The sequence below is a fragment of the Flavobacterium sp. genome, assembly GCF_013823965.1.
GTDB lineage: Bacteria > Bacteroidota > Bacteroidia > Flavobacteriales > Flavobacteriaceae > Flavobacterium.
In genome coordinates this window covers 1-24,091 of record NZ_PNNA01000038.1, presented here as the reverse complement: position 1 = coordinate 24,091, position 24,091 = coordinate 1, and the positions used below count along the sequence as shown (strand labels likewise).

Sequence of the window (24,091 nt, the reverse complement as noted above, 5' to 3'; positions counted from 1 at the left end):
TTTACAAAAAAAATCAAAAATCTTCGAAAAAAAATTAAAGAAACAGGTAGGGTAATTTTGTTACGGATTGTTTTATACGACAAGCAATAATAGAATTATAAAATCAGTTGAAAAATATGGTATAAATTTTACCTAACCTTTAATTTTTAAGCAAATGAAAAATACGCAAAAACCCCTAATTGGATTTGTACTTTCATGTATGATGTTAAGTTGTTCTAACAATGAACCTGTTTCATCTGGTTCAAGCACCACTGCTGTAGCCTCAACTTATGAAGTGGTTGCTGCTGCTGCGTTGCCAACAACCATTACAAGTTATATCACGTCGAAATACGCAGGATCTACCACAACCGAAGTGAACTTGAACTCGGACGGGACGTATGTGGCTTATGTGGCTTTGGCTACTGGAACAACGGCAAAAACGAGTAATGCCAAGGCAAAACTAAATTTTACTGCCAAAGGGACTCTAGTGTCTGCAAAAACTGAAACAGCAGTTACCATTGCCGATTTATTGCCAGCAATAACGACTTATATTTCTACCAATTATCCGGGTGCCACAATAAATGTTGCCCATTCAGAAACTGGCGGAAGTTTTGATGTTTTAATCACTGCTGCCGATGGAAGTAAACTCAAATTGGATTTTAAAGCCGATGGAACGTTTGAATCTGCGCGTATTTTCAGGGCAAATGGGAACCACAAACACAATCATGCCAGCAGTCAAACACCAGTTGCCATTGCTGATTTGGCCACAAGCATAACAGCATATATTACGACCACTTATGCAGGGGCTACAATTACGTCTGCTCATAAAGAGTCTGATGGTAGTTTTGACGTGTTTATCACAACAGCTGCAGGAGCTAAACTGAATTTGAATTTTAGTGCTGCCGGTGATTTTGTTTCGGTAAGTTCTAACGGGAATAATCATTCCAATGATGAAACTCCAATTGCTGTTGCCGATTTATTGACAGAAATTACCACTTACATCACTACCAATTATGCAGGCGCGACCATTACATCGGCAGAAAAAGACTGGAATGGTGGTTTCGAACTGCATATTACTACTGCAGCAGGAGTTAGAATAGAATTGAATTTTACCGCTGCGGGTGCCTTCGTGGTAGGTTCTGACTCTAATAATAATTATTCATCTGGAACGGTTGCTGTTGTCGTGGCCGATTTAATAACCGATATTAAAACATACATTGCCACAAATTATGCCGGAGCGACCATAAAAGAAGCCCATTTAGAATCTGACGGAAGTTATGATGTTACGATTATTTCGGCCAATGGGGTTAAATTAAAATTATATTTTACCGCTGCCGGAGCATTTGTGAGCGTAAAAAATGATTAAGAAGTAATCATTTCCAATCTTATTTTAAAAAGACCATCGGTTTGCCGATGGTCTTTTTTGTTCTTGTTTAAACAGGACTTGAAAACGCATGGTCTTTTGGCTTACTATTACACTTTTTCTGCAGCTTTCAAGGTTTGGGTTTGGACAAACTGCCAGGTTTATGGTTTATTCCAACGTAGCTGGTTTAGATTAAATACTCATCAAAAAACCAGTTAGATTTTCCTTTTTATTGAGTCCAAATTTTTTGCGCAAACGGTAACGGGACACTTCTACGCCTCCGCTCGAAATGTTCATGATTTCTGCAATTTCTTTTGTAGACATATTCATGAGTAAATAAGTGGATAAATCCAATTCGCGAGGGGAAATGGTCGGGTATTTTTCTTTTAATCTTTTAAGAAAATCAAAATGGACATTTTTGATGTGTTTTTCAAGATCTTTCCAACTTTTATCTGTATTTACCTCTCTTACAATGCTTTTGTTGAGTTTGTTGAATTGAAATTTAGTGGATTCGTCAAATGAATCTGCATTGATGTCTTTGAGTTTATGAATAATTCCATTTAGAATTTTGTTCTTTTTTACAACCTGTAGCGTATTGGTAACCAATTCTTTGTCTTTTGACAGGATTTTAATTTGCAACTTGTCATTTTTTAATCGCTCGATTTCTTTTTCTAAATCATATTGACCTTTTCTGATTTTTGCTTCTTTTTCCAGATAAAGCCTTCGCTGTTCGATGGTTTCGTAATATTTGTTTTTTCGTATTTTGGCTATAATTCTATTTCTAATAAAATACGTTATGGCAATAATTAGTATGATGTAACAAAAATAAGCCACAATATGTCTGTACCAAGGCGGAGAAATTGTAAATGGAATTTGCGTTACTTCGGATTGTATTCCATAGCTGTTTCTTACTTTCAGATTCATTTTGTAGTTGCCTTCCCTTAAGTTGGTGTACTCTTTAATGGTGATGGGAGACCAGTTACTCCATCTGTCATCAAAACCTTCTAATAAATATGAAAATTCAATATTGTCTATGTTTTCATAGCTGGGAGACGAAAACGTAAACTTTACTCGATTTGATTTGTATGGAATTTCTTGTTTTTCAAACGTGTTTTGGCTGTTGCCAAACAGGAGCGTGTCTCCCGGAAACGAAAAACTTCGGATGAATGCCGTGGGTTTTCTAACGGAATTATTCAAAAGATGAAAATCAAAATGGGCCAATCCATTCGTTAGTCCAATAAATACGTTTTTGGGATCAATTGTGTTAACAGACAAGTAGTTGTTGACTAAATTTAAATTTCCGGTCAAGCTTGAAAATGGAGCCACAATGTTCTTGTATTCGCCAGAGGTGTTTTTTGACAGTACTCCCAATGATTCTTTAAAAAGATACCAAATATTGCCCAGTGAATCTTCGGTAAGAGAGTAAACCTTTGGCAAATCTTTAAATAATGCAGACATTTTTTTGTCTTCAAAAAACAGGTCTTGGTCATCGGAATATTTATAAAAATGATTGTTCGTTTGAAAATAAACGGTATTGTTCAACGTTTGAATGTTGCCAATGCCTTTAATGCTGTTGGTTAAGTTTGGATAGGTCTTGATTGCACTGAATTTTTTCAAGTCATCGGAAAGACTCATTTTATAAATTAAATCATCTTTTTTTAACCATAAAAAAGACTGGTCTATCTCGAAAGAACTGGATGGCTTGTCAAAACCAATAATTTGATTTCGGTATTCCAAACCGTTTGCCGTTCTCTCGAAAACAGCAAAACCATTATAATTGGCGCCAATGATATAATTAGGGTGGCTTGGAATTTTTTTGAAACGAAAGTATCCTCTGCCGTCAAGTGTTTTAACGGAATGGTTTTTTTCAATTACCAAAGCGCCGTTATTGTTGCCACAAATTAATTGTCCATCAATTACTTGAATGTTCCATGCTTGGCCTGTTGTCCCTTCCAACAAAGTAAAATTTTCTTCACTGAAAGGGGTATTCCACGCCGAATAAAAAACCCCTTGATTTGTGGCAACATACAACTTGCCATTATGCACAACCGATGCATATACGGTACTAATGCCATAACTAAAACCAAAGTAGGTGAAAGGCGAGTTTTCATTTATAAAATCGATACCATTGTCCAGACCCAGCCAAAGATTGTTTTTGTTGTCTATAAAAGAGGTCAAAACAGTGTTGTTTTGAAGTCCTTTTTTGTGGTTGATGTGTTGAATTATTTTGCCATTGGTATCACAAATTATAATTCCGTTGAGAACAGAATTCAACACAATGAATTTATCTTTGAAGGATACGCCTCCTAAAGAACTGTTTTTCTTGACAAAAGCGTTTGCCTCCGTATTCCAGGGACTAACTTTTTCATCCTTGTACACATAAAGGCCTTTGTTTAAAGTGGCGATGAGTAATTTGTTCTCGGGCAAAGGAAACATGCCCCAAATTTCAGTATTGTTAAAAGTGGATGTTCCTTTCAAGGGGTACAATTTACCATTCTTGTATTCTAGAATACCTGCGGAAATATCCTGTAAATACAAGTGATTGTTTGCCAGAAAAGAAAATTGAAACCTGTCCGGGGCTTCTACTATACTTAATCGGTTGTTTTTGTAGCTATAGATTCGGGCAAATGATTGAAAAACAACCTCGTCTTTATAAAGATGTATTTTCCAGATGAAATCGATAATTTTCTTTTTGTTCACCAGTTTTGAAATAGAAACATATTCTAGTTTCCCTTTTGAATTTGCTTTGTAATATCCAAATTCACTGTAACCGCCTATAAAAATTTTTCCGGAAGGATCAATTTTTACGCATCGAGTATCAGGCGGATTGGGCAAAGGATAATTGTGCCATGTTGCTCCGTCAAACTGGAATAAGCCATTGTTGTTGGCAAAATATAGATTTCCGTTTTTATCTTGGTCAATATTCCAGTTTTGAGTGCCGCCTTTGTAGTCGGTTTTCTTGTAATTTGTTATTTCTGGTAGCCCGATGTTTTTTACCTGACTAAAAAGAGGTGCTGCAAACAAGAATAATAATAGTATGTTGAAATTTAAACGACCCATAATTAATTCAAAATGTAATGATTTGATTTGTAAGCGAAAACGTTTTCTTTCTTTGTAAAAAGCAGTCGTTTTTTCGATTTTTTTGCCATAAAAACGTATTTCCAGAGCTAAATTACTTTTTTTTGGAATGTTGTGTTTGTTTTTATCTCAAATGTTTTCGTTTATAACATAAATTTATTTTTAATCTATTGACAATTAATTTAATAAAAAATATTTGTTCAGTTTTTGTAAAGTTCAAAAATGAACTTTGTATTGTTTTTGTAAGGAATTTTTAGGGCTTAAAACAAATAAATGATTTTATTTTTGGTTCGAATTACTAATTTATTAACCAAAAATTTTTAGAAAAATGAAATTAACAAAATTATTTATTTTTTGTTTATTATCTGTTCTATTTTCAGTTTATGGACAAGCACAAGATGTTTCCATAAAAGGGAAAGTAATAGACGAGAGCGGATTACCCATTCCAGGAGTGACAATTTTAATTAAAGGAACCTCCAAGGCTACTACTTCGGATATGGATGGGGTTTATGAAATAAAGGCTGCTTCTAGCGGTACTTTAGTATTTAGTTACGTGGGATATAGTTCTGTTAAGGAACCCATTAACGGTAGAACAAGCATTAATGTAAAACTTCAGGTTGAGCAACAATCCTTGCAAGAGGTAGTGATCAATGTAGGTTATGGAACCCAGAAGATGAAAAATTCAACAAATGCAGTTTCTAAAGTAAAGTCGGATGCCTTTGAAAATCGTCCTGTTGTATCTGTTGCCCAAGCCATACAAGGTAATGCTGCCGGGGTAAATGTTGTTCAAACTTCAGGAAAACCAGGCGCAAGTTTTGACGTAAGAATTAGAGGACTTAGTTCCATAAATTCTGAAAACTCTCCTTTGTATGTTGTTGACGGAATCCAGACCAAAGACATTTCTGGTTTAAATACAGAAGACATTGTGGATTTATCCATTTTGAAAGATGCTACCGCAACGGCAATATATGGTGTTAATGGTTCATCGGGAGTTGTGGTTATTACTACCAAAAAAGGGAAATCAAATAAAAATGATTTTCAATTTACTTCTTATTTAGGTTTGTCTAAAGCAGTGAGCAACGTAGACGTTTTAAATTTAACGGATTACAAAACATTGATAAACGAAATCAATCCTAGTTACTTGGCAACTGCCAACAATGCAAAATACACAGGAATAAACACGAATTGGCAAGACGAGATTTTGAGAACTGGTCTTGATCAAAATTACAATTTTTCGTATGCCGGTGGTACTGATAAAGTAAGATTCTATAGTGCTTTAGGATATCAACTGACTGAGGGTATCATAAATCCATCAAAATACAACAGATTTTCCGGAAAAATTAATGTGAATGCCAATCTTACTTCTTGGTTGAAAACGGATGTAAGCTTGAATATCATTCAATCGGATGGTTCTTATATTAGTGACAATAACAGTGTGGGACAAGGTGGTGCGGTTATGAGCGCATTGGTAACACCAGCATTTTTGCCTACTTGGGGTTCTCAATTGAATGTGAGGGACACAAATCCTGATGGATCTTACATGGACGGATATAAAGACGGTCAATATGCTGAAAATCCTTATCAATCAGGATGGGAAAACCCAGTTTCATTGTTGTCAAGACAAAACAAAACAGCGGTAAACAGATATTTGAGCAGCATTAGTTTTGATGTTAATATTTTGCATAATTTGGTTTGGAAACCAATGGTGTCGTTAGACAAGACAAAATCAGACAACGTTCAGTTTGTAGATCCATTTACCAATGTTTGGGGAAGAAACGGCGACAACAACCCTACTTCTGACAAAGGAAGAGGTAGCAACACGGTAGACAACAATACAAATTGGAATTTTGAAAATACCTTAAACTATCAATTGAAATTTGATAATTCAGATTTAAACTTATTGGGAGGTATGTCCATGCAGAAAAACAACTTTACCAGGGATGCAAATTCAGGAACTGGTTTTGCAGTTGACCAAACCAGCTATGATTTTAATGCTGCCAAAAATCAATCTTTTGAAAACAGGGAAAATGAGGTAAGAAGTTTATCTTATTTCGGAAGAGCCACTTACAACATCAAAAACAAATATATTTTGAATGGAGTATTTAGAGAAAGTGGTGCATCACAATTGGCTGCAGGTCACAAATGGGGATTTTTCCCAGGAGTTTCTGCCGCTTGGATTGTATCTAATGAAGATTTCTTTAAAGACGCAAAAACTATCAGTGAATTAAAACTAAGAGGTGGTTGGGGAAAAACAGGTAATTTGTCAGGATTGCCAGCTTATTCCAGCTTTGATTTGAACTATACAAATCCTACCACGAATGCAACAACATTAGATCAAATTGGTAACCCAGATTTGAATTGGGAAACCACAACCGATATCAATTTTGGATTGGATCTTGGATTGTTTGGCAATAAAATAAAATTTGTTGCAGATATATATCAAAAAAACACCAAAGACTTGCTTCAAATCATTTACTTCCCAGGTTTTTCAAAACCCTATTATTATAATGCCGGTGAAATTGAAAACAAAGGATTGGAATTAGGTTTAAACACCATAAATATGGCAGGTGATTTCAAATGGAATACTAATTTCAATATTTCTTTCAATGATAACAAAGTGGTTAAATTAGGGTTGCTTAAAAAACTACCGTTTCAAAATTTAACTTCTGTTGGGGAAAGTGTAATTCTATTGACTGAAGGAAGTTCTTTAGGAAGTTTCTACGGATATAAAGTAGATAAAGTAGATCCTGCAACTGGTACATTATTGTACAAAGATATCAATGGCGATGGAGTGCTTACTCCAGATGACAGAACCAACATCGGAAATCCTAATCCAAATTTCACTTTTGGTTTAAGCAACGATTTTAGCTACAAAGGATTTACATTAGATGCTTTAATCACGGGTTCACAAGGAGGAGACGTTTTTAATGCTTCAAGAATGGATTTAACGTTGATGAATAATTACAACAACCAATCGACAGAAGTATTGAACAGATGGACTACTGCAGGCCAAATTACAGAGGTTCCAAAAGCGAACGACGCAAATGCTTTGCACGTTTCGGACCGATTTGTTGAAGATGGTTCTTATGTTCGTTTGAAAGCCGTTACATTAGGCTATCAATTTAAATTGGAAAAATTGAAGTTAAATTCAATTAAAGTATATGTAACTGGACAAAACCTATATACAATAACTAATTACAAAGGATTTGACCCAGAAGTTGGAGCATTTAACAATGCCACAGGAATTGGTCAAGGTATTGATTTAGGAACATATCCTCAAGTTAAAACATTTATTTTTGGACTAAAAGCCAATTTTTAATACTAAAATATAAATACGATATAGTTATGAAATTATTTAAAAATTATTTAAAAATATTCTCGGCATTAATGCTGGTATTTTTAACATCCTGTTCAGATTATTTAGATACTGAACCTATTACGGAAGAAGCAACTTCCCTAAACGATGGAGTTGTAATAAAAGATGCAGCTGCTGCCGAATCTAGAATGAATGCCGTATATGGAACTTTTGGTTCCGGTTATTGGCAATTGGATTTCTTCTTGGTGGGTGACGGACAATCTGACAATGCGTATATGGGAGCTGACAATCCTGCCATTTTCCAATATGAAACTTACCAAATGTTATCTACAAATTCGCAAATGAAAGGCGATTGGAATGATATTTACAACAACATCAATACTTGTAATATCGTGATTAATTATGTGGATCAAGCTACAGATTTAAGCGCCACCCGAAAAAATGAAATGATTGGTGAGGCTTCCTTGATTAGAGCTTTGAATCATTTTCAAGCCGTTCAATTATGGGGAGACTGTCCAATAGCAAAAGAAGCGATCTTTTCAATTTCAAGTGCAAACTTTGAAGCGGCATTCAACGCTTTATTTCCTGCTAGAAAACCTGTTGCCGAAGTATACGCGCAAATTATTGCCGATTGCCAAGTTGCCATTCAAAAAGCACCAGACGCATCCAATAAATTTAAAGCCAACAAAATGGCGGCCAACGCTCTTCTTGCAAAAGTATATGCCTCGATGCCAAATCCGGATTGGGCTAAAGTGATTCAACATTGCGACGTGGTTATTGGTGGTGGTTACACTCTTTTACCAACTTTCGATCATCTTTTTGACAGCGCACACGAAGGAAATGCAGAGTCAATTTGGGAAGTTAACGGTGATGGATGGAGCAGTCCAATCGGTGCCTGGAATACGTTCATGTTTATAGGAACAGATTGGAAAAAATTCAATGCACCTTCCCATACTTTAGTTCAAGCTTATACCAATAATGGCGATACTCAAAGGTTGGCATCAACCGTAACAAGAGAAAATGTAGGTTGGGCTGACACTTACTGGTCTTCAACAGGCTATCCTTTTGCTTACAAAATGAGAGATACTAATGGGAATCAAAACTATTATATAGCTCGTTTAGGAGATATTTTATTGCTAAAAGCAGCAGCTTTGGCTAGTACTGGCAATGTTGCCGGAGCGATGGCTTTGGTAAACCAAGTTAGAGATAGAGCAGGAATTGCTCCAATTAGCGCTTCCAATCAATCGGATGCAATCAATAAAGTTCTTGAAGAAAGATTAATGGAATTGGCTTTCGAAGGAGATCGTTGGTTTGATTTAAAAAGAATGGGTAAAGCAATTCAAGTATTGTCCCAACAAAAAGACGGTAACGGAAATGTGCTGCCATTTGCTGCCAATATCAATCAAAATAGACTTTTATGGCCTATTCCTCAAGATAAATTAGATGCTAATGCGCAATTAACCCAAAACCCAGGGTATTAATATTGCTTTTTTAATCCATCAATAAGAACGGTTTCAATTGTCACGAAATTAAATTTCAGTTCTTATTGATGGATTATTATTTATACAAAATAGTAATCGGATTGTTTTTGCCGATTTATGTTGAAGAATGAATGAAATAAAAACACGAATATTATACATTAAATTATGAAGAGCTTATTCCTGTTAGCGGCATCAATTCTTTTCTTGAATTGTTCCTCGTCGAATAACATTGCTGGTCAAAAACCGGCTCCAACAGCTCCCGTGGCTCCAACTGAAATGGATTTTTGGTTAACAAAAGGAGATCAGGGCGCAATGCTTCAAAAGCAATCTCACACTTTGGCCTTTGGCCCAACTTCTAATAACTTTCCTGATATAGAAGTAGACGAAACATTGATTTTTCAAAGTATTGATGGCTTTGGATATACATTGACGGGAGGAAGTGCCCAAGTCATCAATCAATTAAACCCATCAAAAAGACAACAATTATTGCAAGAAATATTTGGCTCTGGCCATAATGCAATCTCGGTAAGTTATGTCAGGATTAGCATCGGTGCTTCAGATTTGGACTCGGCACCTTTCACGTATAACGATTTACCAAAAGGACAAACAGACATGAATCTGGAAAAATTCAGTTTGGCTCCCAATAAAAATGACGTGATTCCAATGTTGAAAGAAATACTGGCCATCAATCCAAACATCAAAATCCTGGCCACGCCTTGGTCACCACCAGTTTGGATGAAAGACAGTGACAGTTTCATTGGCGGAAGTTTACAACCCAAATATTATGGCGTTTATGCGCAATATTTTCTAAAATACATCCAGCAAATGGAAGCCGAAGGAATTACCATCGATGCCATAACTCCACAAAACGAGCCACTTCATCCAGGTAATAATCCAAGTTTGTTGATGCTTGCTACCCAACAAGCCGATTTCATTAAAAATCATTTGGGACCGGTATTCCAAAAGGCAAACCTGAAAACTAAAATCATTACCTACGACCACAATTGTAACAAACCCGAATATCCGTTGGCCATTTTAAATGATGCTGCGGCATATCCTTACATTGACGGATCGGCCTTTCATTTGTATGAAGGAGACATTAGCGCATTGTCAACGGTTCACGACGCATTCCCGAACAAGAATGTCTATTTCACGGAACAATACACATCGAATGCAGGCAATTTTGACGGGGATTTAAAATGGCATTTAAGAAATGTTATTATTGGCTCGATGCGCAATTGGAGTAAAACGGCATTAGAATGGAACTTGGCCAACAACGCTGCTTTTGGCCCCAATACTCCCGGTGGTTGCACCACTTGCAAAGGCGCTTTGACAATTGAAAACAGCGATAGTTTCACACGAAATGTTGCCTATTATATTATTGCCCACGCCTCCAAATTTGTACCGGCTGGTTCGGTTAGAATTGCAAGCAACTTAAGCGGTAATTTGCAAAATGTAGCTTTTAAAACGCCCGACGGCAAAAAAGTTTTAATTGTGGAAAATGATGGAAACACGGCCGAATCATTTAACATCAAATACAAAGGAAAAAGTGTCACAACATCATTAGAAGCAGGTTCGGTAGCCACTTACATCTGGTAAATAACAGTAAACAATATAATATTATGCAAAAAATAACAACAGCAGCAGTACTTTTGATGGTATCCGTTTTTGCTTTTTCCCAGCAAAAAAACACGGAACAATCCAAGCCATTTTCTGCCAAAAACAAAAAAATTACTGTTTACACTACGGCAGACAGCTTAAAATTGAGATTGACCCAAACCGACATTTTAACTTTTGAACCTGCAAAACAACCCTTGGAAATTGAGGTTTCTGTTTTTGTGGAACCCGCTAAAACGTTCCAAAAGTTTATCGGAATCGGTGGAGCAATAACCGATGCCAGTGCCGAGGTTTATGCAAAATTACCCAAAGACAAGCAAAAAGAATTTATGGATGCTTATTATGACAAAGAAAAAGGAATTGGGTATTCCTTGTTGAGAACCACGATCCACAGTTCTGATTTTGCCAGCGGAAGCTATACTTATATCAATGAAGGCGACAAGGATTTAAAGTCCTTCAACATTGATCACGACAGGCAATACCGTATTCCAATGATCAAAGAAGCCATTAAAACGGCGGGCGGCAAACTATTGACTTATGCATCGCCTTGGAGTCCGCCAGCGTTCATGAAAAGCACGAACAACATGCTCAAAGGAGGAACATTGCTTCCGGAATATTACCAGCCTTGGGCTAATTATTTTACAAAATTTATCAAAGCTTACGAAAAAGAAGGAATACCTATTTGGGGGATTACCGTTCAAAACGAACCAATGGCCACTCAAACTTGGGAATCCTGTATTTTCAGTGCTGAAGCCGAAAGAGATTTCTTGAAAAACTTTTTGGGACCAACAATGAAAAAAGAAGGTTTTGCCGACAAGAAAATTGTGGTTTGGGATCACAATCGAGATTTGATGGGGCATAGGGCCGATGTTATTTTTTCTGATCCGGAAGCTTCAAAATACGCTTGGGGAATAGGTTTTCATTGGTATGAAAATTGGTCGGGAGGCGCCTCAATGTTTGACAATGTGCGCGAAGTTTATGAAGAACATCCTTCTAAGCATTTATTGTTCACCGAAGGATGCATCGAAAAATTTGATGCCAAAAAATACCAATTTTGGGATAACGGCGAACGATACGGCATTTCGATAATCAATGATTTCAATAACGGAACCGTGGGTTGGACGGATTGGAATATTCTTTTAGACCAAAATGGAGGACCAAATCACGTAGGCAATTTTTGTTTCGCGCCCATTCATGCCGACACGGATTCAGGTGAATTAATTTATACGCCTAGTTATTATTACATAGGTCATTTCTCAAAATTCATTCGTGAGGATGCCAAAAGAGTGAGAACTTCAGTGAGCAGAAGCAGCTTGTTGAGCACCTCATTTCTAAATGTTGACGGGAAAATGGTTACCGTTGTGATGAATCAAAGCAACAAAAGTGTTACTTATAATTTGGCTATAGCATCAGAAAAAGCGGTGGTGGTCATTCCAGCTCACGGAATCCAGACATTGGTTTATTAGCTTGCCAGACATAGTCTTTCTTGTTTTTTTTATGTTTTTAATTATTATACTATGAAATCTATTTTAATATTTCTTGTAATGCCCTTCATGCTGCTGGCACAAATAAAAAAAGACAGCATCAAAGTGTTTTATTTGGGCGGACAGTCCAATATGGAAGGTTTTGGTTATGTGAAAAATTTGCCGGATTCTTTGAACAAAAAAGTAAAAAATGTTTTTATTTATCAAGGAAATCCTGTTGTGGACAATGATGCAAGTGGAGGATTGGGAAAGTGGGATTTGTTGCAGCCCGGTCACGGAACAGGATTTTCGTCAGATGGAAAAACCAACACCCTTTCCGATAGATTTGGCGTGGAGCTTTCGCTGGCCAAAAAGTTACAAGAATTATATCCACGCCAAAAATTGGCTTTTATAAAATATGCCAGAAACGGTTCTTCAATTGATAGCATTGGAACAGCTGGTTTTGGTGCTTGGGAACCAGATTTTAAAGGCGGAAAAGGGATGAATCAATACGATTATTTTCTTAAAACTGTCAAAGGTGCTATGGCCGTAAAAGATATAAACGGTGATGGAGTCGAGGATGTTTTGATTCCAAGTGGCATCATTTGGATGCAAGGCGAAAGTGATGCCGATAAAACGGAAACCATCGCCAATCAATACTATTCCAATTTGAAAAGGTTGATGGATTTGATGCGAGCCACTTTTAGAAACAATGATTTGCCTATCGTCATTGGAAAAATATCAGATTCAGGTGACGACGAGGACGGAAGAGTGTGGAATTTTGGCGAATTGGTACAATATAGCCAAGAAAAATTTGCCGCAACCCAACCCAATGCCGCCATCGTAAGAACCACGAACACCTATAAATATACGGATAGATACCATTATGACAACAACGGATTTATTGATTTAGGCAAACAATTTGCAAATAAAATTTTTCTCTTGAATAGTAAAATGGCCAATAAATCTAAAAAAGCGAATTAAAATACTTTATAAAGGAAACTAATTACGGCGAAAAACGAAGACTAAAGGATTTGGCAAACCCGGACAAACCCGTTTTCTATTCGTGGGATTATGGATTTAAAACTAAAAAGGCTGTCGGAAACGATAGCCTTTCTGCTTTTCATTGAATACCGCAAGGTTTGGGTAATTGCAAAGCTGTATTTTTCGGGAATCTAGTCCAAAGAATATTCAAACAACATTAAACGCCCAGCCTTCCACGAAAGCCTCTGGCGGCATAATACGATTCGGCACCATTGTGGTACACGAAAACAGTATCGTAGCGGAAATCGGCGAAAATGGCGCCACCAAGCGTTCTAATTTTGGCAGGAGTTGCTATCCAGCTCGATGTTTTGGTATCGAAATTCCCCAATTGTTGCAATTCCCGGTATTGTGCTTCCGTCAAAAGCTCGATGCCCATTGCTGTTGCCATTGCCAAGGCGCTATTTTTGGGTTTGTGTTCTTTTCTTGCGTCCAATGCTTGCTGGTCATAACAAACGCCTCTGCGGTCTTTGGGGCTTTCTGACGAGCAATCATAAAAAAGGTATTCGCCCGTGTTTGTATCATGGCCTACTACATCTGGTTCGCCGCCGGTTCTTTCCATTTCGTTTAGAGACCACAATTTCTCGGTATTTGACTCCAATTTGGCCTGTACATTATCCCATTCCAGCCCTTTGTGGCGATTGGTGTTTTTCTCGAAACGCTCTTTCAATGTGCTCAGTAATGCTGAATGTTGTTCTGCGGACAAGTATTTTTTGTTTTCCATTGTCGAAAGCGTTTGTTTAGGTGTTGCCATTCCTTTTGATTCAAACAAAAATAGGTAAAAACTAGCAAGAAGAAAGTTAAGGCATTTACCAAAACCAAAAAAGGCTATCATTTCTGATAGCCTTTTTAGTAGCTCCGTCGGGATTCCCCCGAAAACTTTCGGGGGAATCAAAAGTTTAAGCACTCCAATCGCTAAATTGTCCTTCGGCTTGTTCCATTATCTCTTGTAGAATGGCATTCAATTCTGAAATATTCACTTTGCCGCGCAATTCTTTTTTGACGGCTAATCGAATTCCTGCCTTGGCATCTTCCTTGTTCATCCAGTCCAATTGCAAATTGTTTTTCACGGCTTTTACCACAGCGTGTACAATATCCTGAATGGGTCCTGCTTCCTTGATGATTTCTTTTTTGGATGCTAGAATGTCATAAAAAGCCAACTCTTCGTCAGACAATCCCAATTCTTTGTTGCGATGGTCTTCTTCTTGTAAATGCTTGGCTCTTTCTACTAATTCGGCAATGGTAGTATAGGAATCGATGGCGTTTTTGTGATAGTTTTCGATTACCCTTTCTAACTCTTCTTTGAGGGAAGTGTATTTTTTGATGTTCTTGTGCAAACGTAATTTGACCTCGTTCATCAGGATGTTTTTCAGCAATTCAATTTTGATGGCGATGCTGTCTTTTTCTGTTTTGGCACCCAAAAGAAACTCCTCGTTCAAGATAGAAATATCGGCGCGATCCAATCCCGCCATGGCAAATACATCGACAATGGCATCCGATTCGATGCTGCGGCTTATCAATTCCTTGATTTGGTCTTTCTGATTGGTACGTATTCCTTTTACGGATTTGGCATTGCGTATCGCTTTCGATAAATGTTGCATAAACAAAACATCAACCGCATATTCCTGAATTTCAGGTTGCGATTTTACGATGGATAACAATCCAGTGAGTTTCTTTTCTTCGAGCATAAATTGATTCGCGGGTTCATCGTATTTGATGATGCTGTTCAATGCTTTTCTAATTAAGAGTACTTTGTCGCTGTCGCGCAATCCTTTCCAGTTGGAATAATCAATATTCTCCGAAACCAATCCTTTGCAAATTTCCACTTGATGGTAGCACATTTCCAAGGCTTGCTGCATATCAATAGTAGGTTGTCCTTTTCCGCCACCGCCTGTATATTTAGAAGTTGCCGATTTCAAATAGTCACCAATGCCGATATAATCCACGATTACGCCCGAAGGTTTGTCTTGGAAAACGCGGTTGGTTCTTGTGATGGCTTGCATCAGGGTATGCCCGCGCATAATTTTGTCAATGTACATCGTGTGTACGCAAGGCGCATCAAATCCTGTCAACCACATATCCCTAACGATTACAATTTGCAAAGGGTCTTCGGGTTTGCGGAATCGTTTTTTCAAGGCTTCGGTGGCGTCTTGTGTTCTAATGTGTTCGTTCCAGGCAATCGGGTCTTTCGAAATGTTTCCGGTCATTACTACCGCAATTTCAGGGCAACCCTCTATGGCTTTCAGGGCATCATACATTTTAACGCAATTGCGGCGACTCATACAAACCACCATTGCCTTTCCGGGCAGGGTTTCGGTACGGTTTTTAAAATGCTTCATAATGTCTTCGGCAATTTTCCGAACCCTGTCTGCTGAGCCTGCCGCATCTTCAATTGCAGCCCATTTCAGGCTGCCATCGTCTTCCATATCTTCGGTGATGGCATCCACTTCGGCATCGATATTTTGATTGCCCAAATGCAGTTTTGCCAATCTAGGTTCATAGTATATGGGAACGGTCGCTTTGTCGTTGACCGCCTGTTTGATGTCGTATATGTGTATCGTTTCGCCAAAAACTTCTTGAGTATCGGCATCTTTGCTGTCTATGGGTGTTCCCGTGAATCCAATAAAGGAAGCATTGGGCAAGGCTTTGCGCAAGTTGGAAGCAAACCCGTCGAGCAATCCGTATTGGGTTCTGTGGGCTTCATCCGCCATCACTATGATGTTCTCCCTTTCGGAAAGTATGGGGTGGGCGATTTCTCCCAATTGGTTTTCGTTGCCTTGCTTCAATCGGAATTTCTCGATGGTCGTGAAGATAACGCCACCACTTCCTGTGGACAATAATTTGCGCAAATCGTCTGTGGATTCGGCGCGTTGCACATCGCCTACCAAGTCTTTGGCTAGAACAAAGTTTTCGTACAATTGAAAATCCAAATCGCTTCTGTCCACTTGAACCACAATAGTCGGGTTTTTCAGTTCGGGCAAGCTGCGTAGGATTCCGGCATAAATCGCCATCGAAATACTTTTACCGCTACCTTGGGTATGCCAGATTACGCCAATACGTCCGTCGCCAAAAGGTTTTATCGCTTTCTTGGCGGCTTCAACGGCAAAGTTGACTCCGAAAAACTGGTGGTATTTAGCGCCTTTTTTTATTAAAGATCCGTTGTGGTCTTCAAAAAAGACAAAGTTTTTGATGTAAGACAGCAAACGGTCTTTGGGAAACAAGCCAAAAAGCAAGGTGTGCATTTGGAAATCATCGTCCACGATTTCGACACCGTTGATGCTTTTCCAGGCGGCGTACCATTCGGAGTTGCTGTTGAACATTCCGTGTTGGGCTTCGTTGCCGTCGCTTACAATCGTGAGGGCGTTGTATTCGAACAAGAGCGGAATGTCTTTGCGGTAATGCTGTATTTGGTTGAAGGCTTCGTCTATGGTGGTGTTTTCGTCGAACCAGTTTTTGAGTTCGAACAATACCAGCGGAATGCCGTTGATGTAAATAATAATATCGGGACGGCGTTTGTTTTTACCTACAATGCTGAATTGGTTGACACACCAAAACGCATTGTTTTCAGGATTTTGATAATCAATAGGGTAGATGTGGACGGCTTTTTCGTTGCCCTCGCCATCTTTGTATTCATAACTAATCCCTTTGGTGAGTTTCAGGTGGAAACTACGGTTGCGATAATCGATATCCGCACCCGCATTGTTGCAGAAGTCCGCCACGGCAAGGTCTTGAATCTCAGTAGGCAGTTGCGGATATTGTTTTACAATAAAGTCTCGCAATTGGTCTTTCAGGATTACAGCATTGGCATTTTGGGGCAATTCATTGCCTTTTACGTGCGTGTAGCCTAAATCTTGGAGCCATTCGATAGTGGCTTGTTCTATTACTGCTTCTGTTGTCATGTCTTGGCGAGGCACGAAGCCATCTGTTTGTAGTTCTATTTATTCATCTAACGCAGTGAAGCGTGGCAATCTCCTGTTTTAGTTCATTATATCTATTATCTCTTCATACAAATCCTTCCATTCAGGATTGATACTGTTGATTAATTTTTCTTTTGTGGCTCTATTACCCGCTTTAAGTTGCTTTTCTCTTCCTATGGCATCACCAATCATTTGAAAGGACTCGTAATATACTAATTTATTCAAATTATACCTTGCTGAAAATGAGTTTTGATAGCGTTTTTCTTTGTGCTCTATTATACGTTCAGGTAGCCTAGAAGTTACCCCAATATATAGGGTAGTATTGTTTTTATTTGTAATAATGTATATAAATCCTGGCTTCATTGTCATTAGTCATTACAAGGAGGTACTACTATACAATTTGTTACTCATTTAATGAGATTGCTTCGTTCCGTTGCACTCCACTCGCAATGACGTTTGGTGTCATTGCGAGCGCAACGCAGTGAAGCGTGGCAATCTCAATTAGTACTCCCGAAACTCCTTTAACCGCACGGCACCACTGATTAATTGAGGCAATAGCGTGTCGCGGAGTTGGGTTAGGGTTTGGTTTTCTGTTAAATTTTCAATTGTAATATTATGTAAATGAACAAAATCATTGATTAATGTATTTAATATGTTTTTGTCGTTTGGTAATATAATATTAATGTTTTCTATATCAGAGGTACTAATGTTGGGTTGCGCACTACCGTATGCAAGACCTTGAATGATTTTATAAAAATCATTAGTTTGCATAACTTTCCCAATTAATATGGAAGCATTTTTTATTTCTTTATCATTGAATTTTCCAACGCGTTGATTTAACCATAAATCTTGTTGGTAATTTGGAACAACTCCAACTTTCCCTACTTCGGCACCAGTCATAGCAACTAGGAAATCACCTTTGGATACTTTAAACTTAGGATTAATACTTTTTGAAACTGTTTCAGAAATACAATCACATTTACTAATATCGACAATATTATTATTGATGTTTTTGATTTTTAAAACTTTTATTCCAGTTTCTTGAAACCATTTGGATTTAAAGGCGTAACCACCAATAACAGAAACTACATCACAAATCTTCTTCACTTCCCAACCCTTAGGAATCATCCCCAATTCACTTTGTACAAATTCGCCGTCCTGAAATGGGCCAAAATCCACAAACCAGTGTTTATACAATGCCATTGCCATTTCTTCGAGGGTTTTGTTGATGGCGAGGTTGTTCTCTATTTTGTCGTCTATCGCGGAAAGGATGGAGGCTATGGATTGTTGTTCTTGGAGGGGAGGTAATTCAAGCTCAATGTTCTGAAATGCTTGTTTTGCAACTCTTTGTCTGCCAGAAGTGCCAATCATATTGTTTTCTGCAAATTGTCTAAAAAAAGGTTCTCTCGATAAATAATAAACAAAGTTTGTATCTGAAACTCCTTTTTTACCTCTAAAAACTAAAAACTCAGTAGAGCCAAAACCAACATTTTCTTTTAATCCTTTAACTTGACATATTTTTCCGTTTTGTAAGCAAGGAGTAATTCGAGCAAATAAAGTGTCATCATTTTGAAATCTTGCACCTCCATTTAAAGATTTAAAATTTGATGGTAAAACTGTTCTATTGTTTGCGTCTAAGTCCTTCATCTCTACAAATGAATATGACTCATTTGCCTTTAGTTTTACTAACGGATTTATATCGATGAAATCAGAGAGTTTATATGTTTTCCAGTTGTTTGGCATTTATTTTTTCTTTGTGTTTTTTTCTAAATCTTTTTTGAAAATGGATTTATGTAAAGTTTGATTATTTACTGTATTTACTATTTGATTTACAGCTTCTTTTGAAAAAACTACTTTATGAGTATCTTTTATAGAATCAACAGTTTCAATCCATAGAAATTCACAAAAATTTGGATTTACACTTTCTGAATCAGGATTTTCAATTTTGAATTTTTCATCATCTACCCATCCTAAATGTTTAATAATTAGTTTTAATTGAGCATTTGTAAACTTATAATTTGACTGTTTTAAAGACTCACTTTGCAAAGTTGAAATCGTAATTGAATCTCGTGGTACGGAAGATTTTATTTCTCCAACGATTTTGTATAAAGGTTTTCCCTCGGTATCTGAAATTTTTCCAATATCACCTGCGGAAATTGCATTAAGAATTACATTAAAAACTCCATTTCCACCTTTTTCAATTTCAATTTCACTACTTGATAGAATGTTTTCTTTACCATTATAACCATAAACTTTGTTATATTTTGGATTAATTATTAATACTTCTCTAGGATTAATTTCAAACATTTCAGGTAATAATTTTGACCATATTTCCATAAACTCCTTGCTTTTTTCATTTGCTTTTAATTGTAAAAAACTATTGAAGTCTTGTGGTGTTTCATTTGCGATTTTATTCTTACTTGATAAACGATATATGATATCACCTTTTTTAAATTTATAATCTGGATAATCATTTAATGGTAAAATTACTTGACTCTGTTTTTCAATTAATAAATAATAATACTTCCTAGTTCCAGATTGAAAAGATTGTAAATCTAAATTGATAGTAACTTTAGTTATCTTTTCAAATTTTTGAGCAATATCATTTAAGTCTATTTTTTTTAATAAATCTATGTTCTTTGTGTTTAACCCTATATCTTCAATATTTCCTGTAGATTTATCTTCATTAAAACCTAACAGTATAATGCCTCCATTAGTATTTGTAAATGATATTATGTCTTTTGCAAAATTTCTTAGAAAAATCTCTGTTGAATCAGTTAATCCAAAAAAATTAAGTTCTAATTTAAAATCATAATGGTTGTTTTCTTTAGGGAAAACACCGTGATCTTTAATGTTATTAATAGTCTGAATGACTTCTTCTCTTAATTTAGTTAGATTCATGAATTTATAGTTTTACAATTTCTCAAAATTCTCCAAAATCCTTCCTTGCAATTCATTCCCTTTGGCAAACTGTGCTTGCAGTTGTGCTTTCAGTCCTGCCATTTTATCTTCAAACAAAATGCCGTCGTCTTCCAGTTCCTCAGTGCCTACATAAATGCCGGGCGTGAGTTTATAGTCTTGTTTTTGTACTTCGGCTAGGGTGGCGGCGTAGCAGTAGCCGTCGGTGTTAGCATAACACACCCCGCCTTCGGCACCCCTCTCAAGAGGGGAATTGTTGCGCCAAGCGTGGTAGGTTTCGGCAACTTTGTCCACATCGGCATCGGTAAAAACACGCAGTTTGCGGCTTTCCATCGTGCCCATTTTGCTGGTGTCTATAAACAGGATTTCATCCGTGCGTTTTCGGTGTAAGCCGTCTTTGCCGTCGCGGTTTTTGCTCAAGATGAAAATACAGGCAGGAATTCCCGTAGTCAGGAACAGTTTGTCGGGCAAACGCACGATACAGTCTATCATATTGTTGTTGACCATAAATTCCCTTACGTTTTTCTCGCCTTTGTTGTTCGAGGTCATCGCTCCGTTTGCCATCACTACACTGGCGGTTCCCGTGTCGCTCAAATGGCTCCAAAAGGTTTGCATCCACATATAATTGGCACTGCCATCGGTAGTAAATTCTTCTTTGGGGCCAAAAAGACGGGGGTCGTTTTCGGGTAAATCTTCGGGATGCCATTGGCTCACGTTAAACGGCGGGTTCACGATGATAAAGTCGGCTTTCAAATCGGGGAATTTATCATTCAGCAAGGAGTCGCCCAAACGCACATCAAAAGACAAATCACGCAAGGCGAGGTTCATCTTGCACAACCGCAATGTACCATCGTAACGCTCTTGTCCGTAAATGGAAATGTTCTTTTTGTCGCCTCCGTGAGATTCCAGGAATTTCAAGGATTGCACAAACATGCCACCCGAGCCGCAGGCAGCGTCAAATATTTTGCCTTGATAAGGTTCAATCATTTCCACCATCAAACGCACGATGCTTCCCGGAGTAAAGAATTGTCCGGCACCGGAACCTTCAGCAATGGCAAATTTGCCAATGTAATATTCATAGACCCGCCCCAGAATATCGCTTTCGGGATTTTCCTTTTGGGAGAGTTTCGGGTTCGATAACAAGTTAATCAATCCGCCCACTTGTCGCGGAGACAATTGGCTTTTTACGAAAAGTCGCGGTAAAATCCCTTTCAAATCGGGACGAAATTGTGCCAGCGTGCTGTCCAAAACATCAAAGGCATCGTCAATGATGACCTTGATATTGTCTTGCTCGGCATTTTCTTTGAGGAAGTTCCAAGTGGCTTCCTTGGGTATGATATAGATGTTTTTGGACAGGTACTCGTCGGCATCATCCAATACATAATTGATTTCGTCTTGGTTTTGGGTGTAATAACCCGAGGTTTTGTCTTGTACCAAATGCAACAACTCTTCCCTGCGAATTTCGTATCGCTCGGACATATGCTTGAGGAAAATCAGGGGCAGAATGTAATCTTTGTATTGATTTTCGGCTACAGCACCACGGAGTTCGTTGGCCGCTTTCCATAATTCTTGTTCAAAATTGATATCGGCTTTTATAGGATTTTTAGACATTATTCAGTGTGATGATGGAACAGTATTTTTTTCGTTCTGCTAAGGTATTGAAAATAATTTCATACAGTTTACGGGAAACCGTAAAAAAGGGGAATTATTTTTTTGAAAAAGCGAGATAAAAATCAATAGTAGGGCGGGAATAGTTTTCAACAATCTGAACAAATTAAGAACAAAAAGCACCACTTTTCGCCACTTTATCATTACATTTAACCCATAATTCGAAACGGTAACTGAAATTACCCGAGGTCTTACATTAAAAATTCGCTCAAAAAAACGAGGTGCTAGCCAGTGATTTTGAGCTTTTTTTATGGAAAAAAGGGAAGGGAAGGGGATTGTTTTTTTTGAAAGGAATGCGATTTAGGGGTTGAATTATTTCTTTTATTCGGGTTATTTGTCATTTCGACCAACGGGAGAAATCACATTAGTTGCTCCAATTTATTGCTCTCGTTATGCGATTCCTCCTACGTCGGAATGACAAAAGGAGGATGATTTTGGGCTTTTTTTAAGGAAAGAAGGGAAGGAAAATGGGGTTTTTGAGCCAAAAAAAAGGAAAAACAAAGCCGCCATTTCCTCTAAAAAAATCAAAACAGCAGTAGTTTTTAGTAAAAAGCACGGTGTAGGAGATTTTTTCAATTCGTCCCGACGGGATTTTCACTTCATCAGGACGAGCTTTTCACTTCATCAGGACGAAACGTTTGTCTCGTCAGGACGAATTGACGAAAGTTTTCGTAGAAAATAGCACAAAAAAAAAGACCTCGGGCACTGAAATACCCGAGGTCTTACATTAGAGACTCGCTCCAAAAAAGAGGTGCTAGCCAGCTTTTTTGAAGGATACATCACTCAACATGGAGCGCATTTTTTTTCCGGGACGGAACAAAATACGACTCTTGGTGATGGTGGTCGCCGAAACTTCTGCGGCAGAGTCACTTCCCTTTGAGCTGATGCCCACCTGAAAATTACCCAACCTGCCCAGTTTCACGATTCGACCTTGACCCAGTTCGCCAATGATGTTGTGCTCTAAAGCCAGCAACACGGCATAACAGTCGGTCTCGGTAACCGTACATTGGTAGGAAATCAGCTCCGCGAGCCTATCCAAATCGACATTGCCATCTGCTACCGCAGCGGCGTAAAACTTCTCAGGTGCAGTCAGGTCCTGAGGATTCTTTCTGGACTGCGGTTTGAATTTAATCGCCATGATTTTCGCGTATTAAATTAAAGAAAAAAACATTTTGTCTTAGTGTGCTGATAACCAGTACCTAACTGACAATTCCAAAGGTAAATATTATTTAGTTTTATTAATCATTTTCTTATCAACAAAAGTGAAGATGTTCAATTATTGAAATTGTATCAATATTTTCCATAAACAACTGGTTAGCAATTATTTAACAATATTTTGATATTAAATTGATATTTAGATTATCATTTTTTTATTAACAATTGGTGCACTACATATAGTTTGATCATACTTTTTTTGCTGCATTTCAAAAATATTTAGAAATAAACTTGAGAATCTTCTTCAAAATAAGAAAGTAAAGCTAAACAAGTATTTTTTTGGGTGATCCCACTTGTCATGACAAAGGAGAATAAAAGACAGCTCCATTGACAAAATCTTTGGATCGAAGCGCTAGGAGCGGTGTGTAGGTTAAAGAAATTAAGGCTTCGGTATCGCGAATTATAAAAAAGAATATTCGTCCCGGCAAATCGTCTTTTAGTAGCTCTGTCGGGAAATTGAACTCGAATTAAAAGTTTGGGAAACATCGTGAGAGGTATTGGCCTTGATCCGTATTAAGTTCATTATGGACTAAAACCAAAAAAGGCTATCATTTCTGATAGCCTTTCTGCTTTTGCTCCCTCTCTTGGGCTCGAACCAAGGACCCTCTGATTAACAGTCAGATGCTCTAACCAACTGAGCTAAGAAGGAAAGTGTGTTTCACTTTTAAAGCGGTGCAAATATAGTGCTAAAATTAATTTTCACAAACAAATCAGCAAAAATTTTTAAAAAAATTTATTTCCCCACGATTGCTTTGTAGATGTCATTCCCGTTGGCAAACAACAACAAAGTTATAAGTAGAAAGAAACCAACCATTTGGGCGTTTTCCAGGAACTTGTCGCTAGGTTTTTTGCCGCTAATCATTTCGTACAATAAAAAGATCACGTGACCACCATCAAGAGCCGGAATAGGCAATAAATTCATCACACCAAGCATAATCGACAATAAAGCGGTAATATTCCAGAATACTTCCCAGCTCCAAGTGCTAGGGAAAATATCAAAAATAGCTTTAAAACCACCCACGCCTTTGTAAGCA

The 24,091-nt window shown here is 37.7% G+C and carries 15 protein-coding genes and 1 tRNA gene; 6 read left to right on the top strand and 10 right to left on the bottom strand.

Annotation, left to right across the window (positions count from 1 at the left end):
• Nucleotides 1-154 precede the first annotated feature (154 nt).
• Nucleotides 155-1,345, top strand: coding sequence for a PepSY-like domain-containing protein (locus C0430_RS04425; RefSeq protein ID WP_290865879.1), 1,191 nt, complete (start codon nucleotides 155-157; stop codon nucleotides 1,343-1,345).
• Nucleotides 1,346-1,534: 189 nt separating this feature from the next.
• Here C0430_RS04425 and C0430_RS04420 read toward each other — a convergent pair whose 3' ends face one another.
• Nucleotides 1,535-4,402 (bottom strand): triple tyrosine motif-containing protein, encoded by a 2,868-nt coding sequence (locus C0430_RS04420; protein WP_290865877.1) that lies wholly within the window; start codon nucleotides 4,400-4,402, stop codon nucleotides 1,535-1,537.
• Nucleotides 4,403-4,748: 346 nt separating this feature from the next.
• On the opposite strand from C0430_RS04420, the gene C0430_RS04415 reads away from it, so the two are divergent.
• The 5 genes from C0430_RS04415 to C0430_RS04395 all read left to right on the top strand — a co-directional run bounded on the left by C0430_RS04415 (nucleotide 4,749) and on the right by C0430_RS04395 (nucleotide 13,281).
• The gene (locus C0430_RS04415) at nucleotides 4,749-7,739 is read left to right on the top strand and encodes a TonB-dependent receptor (RefSeq protein WP_290865875.1); all 2,991 of its coding nucleotides are present in this window, start codon (nucleotides 4,749-4,751) and stop codon (nucleotides 7,737-7,739) included.
• Between the two features lie 26 nt (nucleotides 7,740-7,765).
• Nucleotides 7,766-9,217 carry a RagB/SusD family nutrient uptake outer membrane protein gene (locus C0430_RS04410; RefSeq protein ID WP_290865873.1) on the top strand — a complete coding sequence of 484 codons (1,452 nt, stop codon included), beginning with the start codon at nucleotides 7,766-7,768 and terminating at the stop codon, nucleotides 9,215-9,217.
• A gap of 165 nt (nucleotides 9,218-9,382) precedes the next feature.
• Nucleotides 9,383-10,816 carry a glycoside hydrolase family 30 beta sandwich domain-containing protein gene (locus C0430_RS04405; protein WP_290865871.1) on the top strand — a complete coding sequence of 478 codons (1,434 nt, stop codon included), beginning with the start codon at nucleotides 9,383-9,385 and terminating at the stop codon, nucleotides 10,814-10,816.
• Nucleotides 10,817-10,839: 23 nt separating this feature from the next.
• A complete protein-coding gene (locus C0430_RS04400) occupies nucleotides 10,840-12,300 on the top strand; it encodes a glycoside hydrolase family 30 protein (protein WP_290865869.1) in 1,461 nt (486 codons plus the stop codon).
• A gap of 51 nt (nucleotides 12,301-12,351) precedes the next feature.
• On the top strand, nucleotides 12,352-13,281 hold the full coding sequence (locus C0430_RS04395; protein ID WP_290865867.1) for a sialate O-acetylesterase: 930 nt from the start codon (nucleotides 12,352-12,354) through the stop codon (nucleotides 13,279-13,281).
• Nucleotides 13,282-13,498: 217 nt separating this feature from the next.
• Here C0430_RS04395 and C0430_RS04390 read toward each other — a convergent pair whose 3' ends face one another.
• The 9 genes from C0430_RS04390 to C0430_RS04350 form a co-directional block, all read right to left on the bottom strand.
• Nucleotides 13,499-14,062: a DUF4256 domain-containing protein gene (locus tag C0430_RS04390; RefSeq protein ID WP_290865927.1), complete on the bottom strand. Its 564-nt coding sequence runs from the start codon at nucleotides 14,060-14,062 to the stop codon at nucleotides 13,499-13,501.
• Between the two features lie 175 nt (nucleotides 14,063-14,237).
• Nucleotides 14,238-17,237 carry a type I restriction endonuclease subunit R gene (locus C0430_RS04385; RefSeq protein ID WP_290865865.1) on the bottom strand — a complete coding sequence of 1,000 codons (3,000 nt, stop codon included), beginning with the start codon at nucleotides 17,235-17,237 and terminating at the stop codon, nucleotides 14,238-14,240.
• 78 nt (nucleotides 17,238-17,315) lie between these two features.
• Complete coding sequence (locus C0430_RS04380) at nucleotides 17,316-17,618, bottom strand: GIY-YIG nuclease family protein (RefSeq protein ID WP_290865863.1); 303 nt, start codon at nucleotides 17,616-17,618, stop codon at nucleotides 17,316-17,318.
• A gap of 138 nt (nucleotides 17,619-17,756) precedes the next feature.
• A complete protein-coding gene (locus C0430_RS04375) occupies nucleotides 17,757-18,998 on the bottom strand; it encodes a restriction endonuclease subunit S (RefSeq protein ID WP_290865861.1) in 1,242 nt (413 codons plus the stop codon).
• Nucleotides 18,999-20,156 (bottom strand): ATP-binding protein, encoded by a 1,158-nt coding sequence (locus C0430_RS04370; protein ID WP_290865859.1) that lies wholly within the window; start codon nucleotides 20,154-20,156, stop codon nucleotides 18,999-19,001.
• Nucleotides 20,157-20,168: 12 nt separating this feature from the next.
• Nucleotides 20,169-21,785 carry a class I SAM-dependent DNA methyltransferase gene (locus C0430_RS04365; RefSeq protein ID WP_290865857.1) on the bottom strand — a complete coding sequence of 539 codons (1,617 nt, stop codon included), beginning with the start codon at nucleotides 21,783-21,785 and terminating at the stop codon, nucleotides 20,169-20,171.
• Between the two features lie 811 nt (nucleotides 21,786-22,596).
• Complete coding sequence (locus C0430_RS04360) at nucleotides 22,597-22,980, bottom strand: HU family DNA-binding protein (RefSeq protein WP_290865855.1); 384 nt, start codon at nucleotides 22,978-22,980, stop codon at nucleotides 22,597-22,599.
• Between the two features lie 652 nt (nucleotides 22,981-23,632).
• Nucleotides 23,633-23,706: transfer RNA gene (locus tag C0430_RS04355), tRNA-Asn, on the bottom strand.
• 84 nt (nucleotides 23,707-23,790) lie between these two features.
• Nucleotides 23,791-24,091, bottom strand: a 301-nt coding sequence (locus C0430_RS04350; RefSeq protein ID WP_290865853.1) for a site-2 protease family protein, incomplete at its 5' end; no start/stop codon positions are given.

What these genes read in the sequence shown, in the direction of transcription:
- C0430_RS04425 (WP_290865879.1), top strand. Translation starts at nt 155, where the DNA reads ATGAAAAATACGCAAAAACCCCTAATTGGATTTGTACTTTCATGTATG.
- C0430_RS04420 (WP_290865877.1), bottom strand. Translation starts at nt 4,402, where the DNA reads ATGGGTCGTTTAAATTTCAACATACTATTATTATTCTTGTTTGCAGCA.
- C0430_RS04415 (WP_290865875.1), top strand. Translation starts at nt 4,749, where the DNA reads ATGAAATTAACAAAATTATTTATTTTTTGTTTATTATCTGTTCTATTT.
- C0430_RS04410 (WP_290865873.1), top strand. Translation starts at nt 7,766, where the DNA reads ATGAAATTATTTAAAAATTATTTAAAAATATTCTCGGCATTAATGCTG.
- C0430_RS04405 (WP_290865871.1), top strand. Translation starts at nt 9,383, where the DNA reads ATGAAGAGCTTATTCCTGTTAGCGGCATCAATTCTTTTCTTGAATTGT.
- C0430_RS04400 (WP_290865869.1), top strand. Translation starts at nt 10,840, where the DNA reads ATGCAAAAAATAACAACAGCAGCAGTACTTTTGATGGTATCCGTTTTT.
- C0430_RS04395 (WP_290865867.1), top strand. Translation starts at nt 12,352, where the DNA reads ATGAAATCTATTTTAATATTTCTTGTAATGCCCTTCATGCTGCTGGCA.
- C0430_RS04390 (WP_290865927.1), bottom strand. Translation starts at nt 14,062, where the DNA reads ATGGAAAACAAAAAATACTTGTCCGCAGAACAACATTCAGCATTACTG.
- C0430_RS04385 (WP_290865865.1), bottom strand. Translation starts at nt 17,237, where the DNA reads ATGACAACAGAAGCAGTAATAGAACAAGCCACTATCGAATGGCTCCAA.
- C0430_RS04380 (WP_290865863.1), bottom strand. Translation starts at nt 17,618, where the DNA reads ATGAAGCCAGGATTTATATACATTATTACAAATAAAAACAATACTACC.
- C0430_RS04375 (WP_290865861.1), bottom strand. Translation starts at nt 18,998, where the DNA reads ATGCCAAACAACTGGAAAACATATAAACTCTCTGATTTCATCGATATA.
- C0430_RS04370 (WP_290865859.1), bottom strand. Translation starts at nt 20,156, where the DNA reads ATGAATCTAACTAAATTAAGAGAAGAAGTCATTCAGACTATTAATAAC.
- C0430_RS04365 (WP_290865857.1), bottom strand. Translation starts at nt 21,785, where the DNA reads ATGTCTAAAAATCCTATAAAAGCCGATATCAATTTTGAACAAGAATTA.
- C0430_RS04360 (WP_290865855.1), bottom strand. Translation starts at nt 22,980, where the DNA reads ATGGCGATTAAATTCAAACCGCAGTCCAGAAAGAATCCTCAGGACCTG.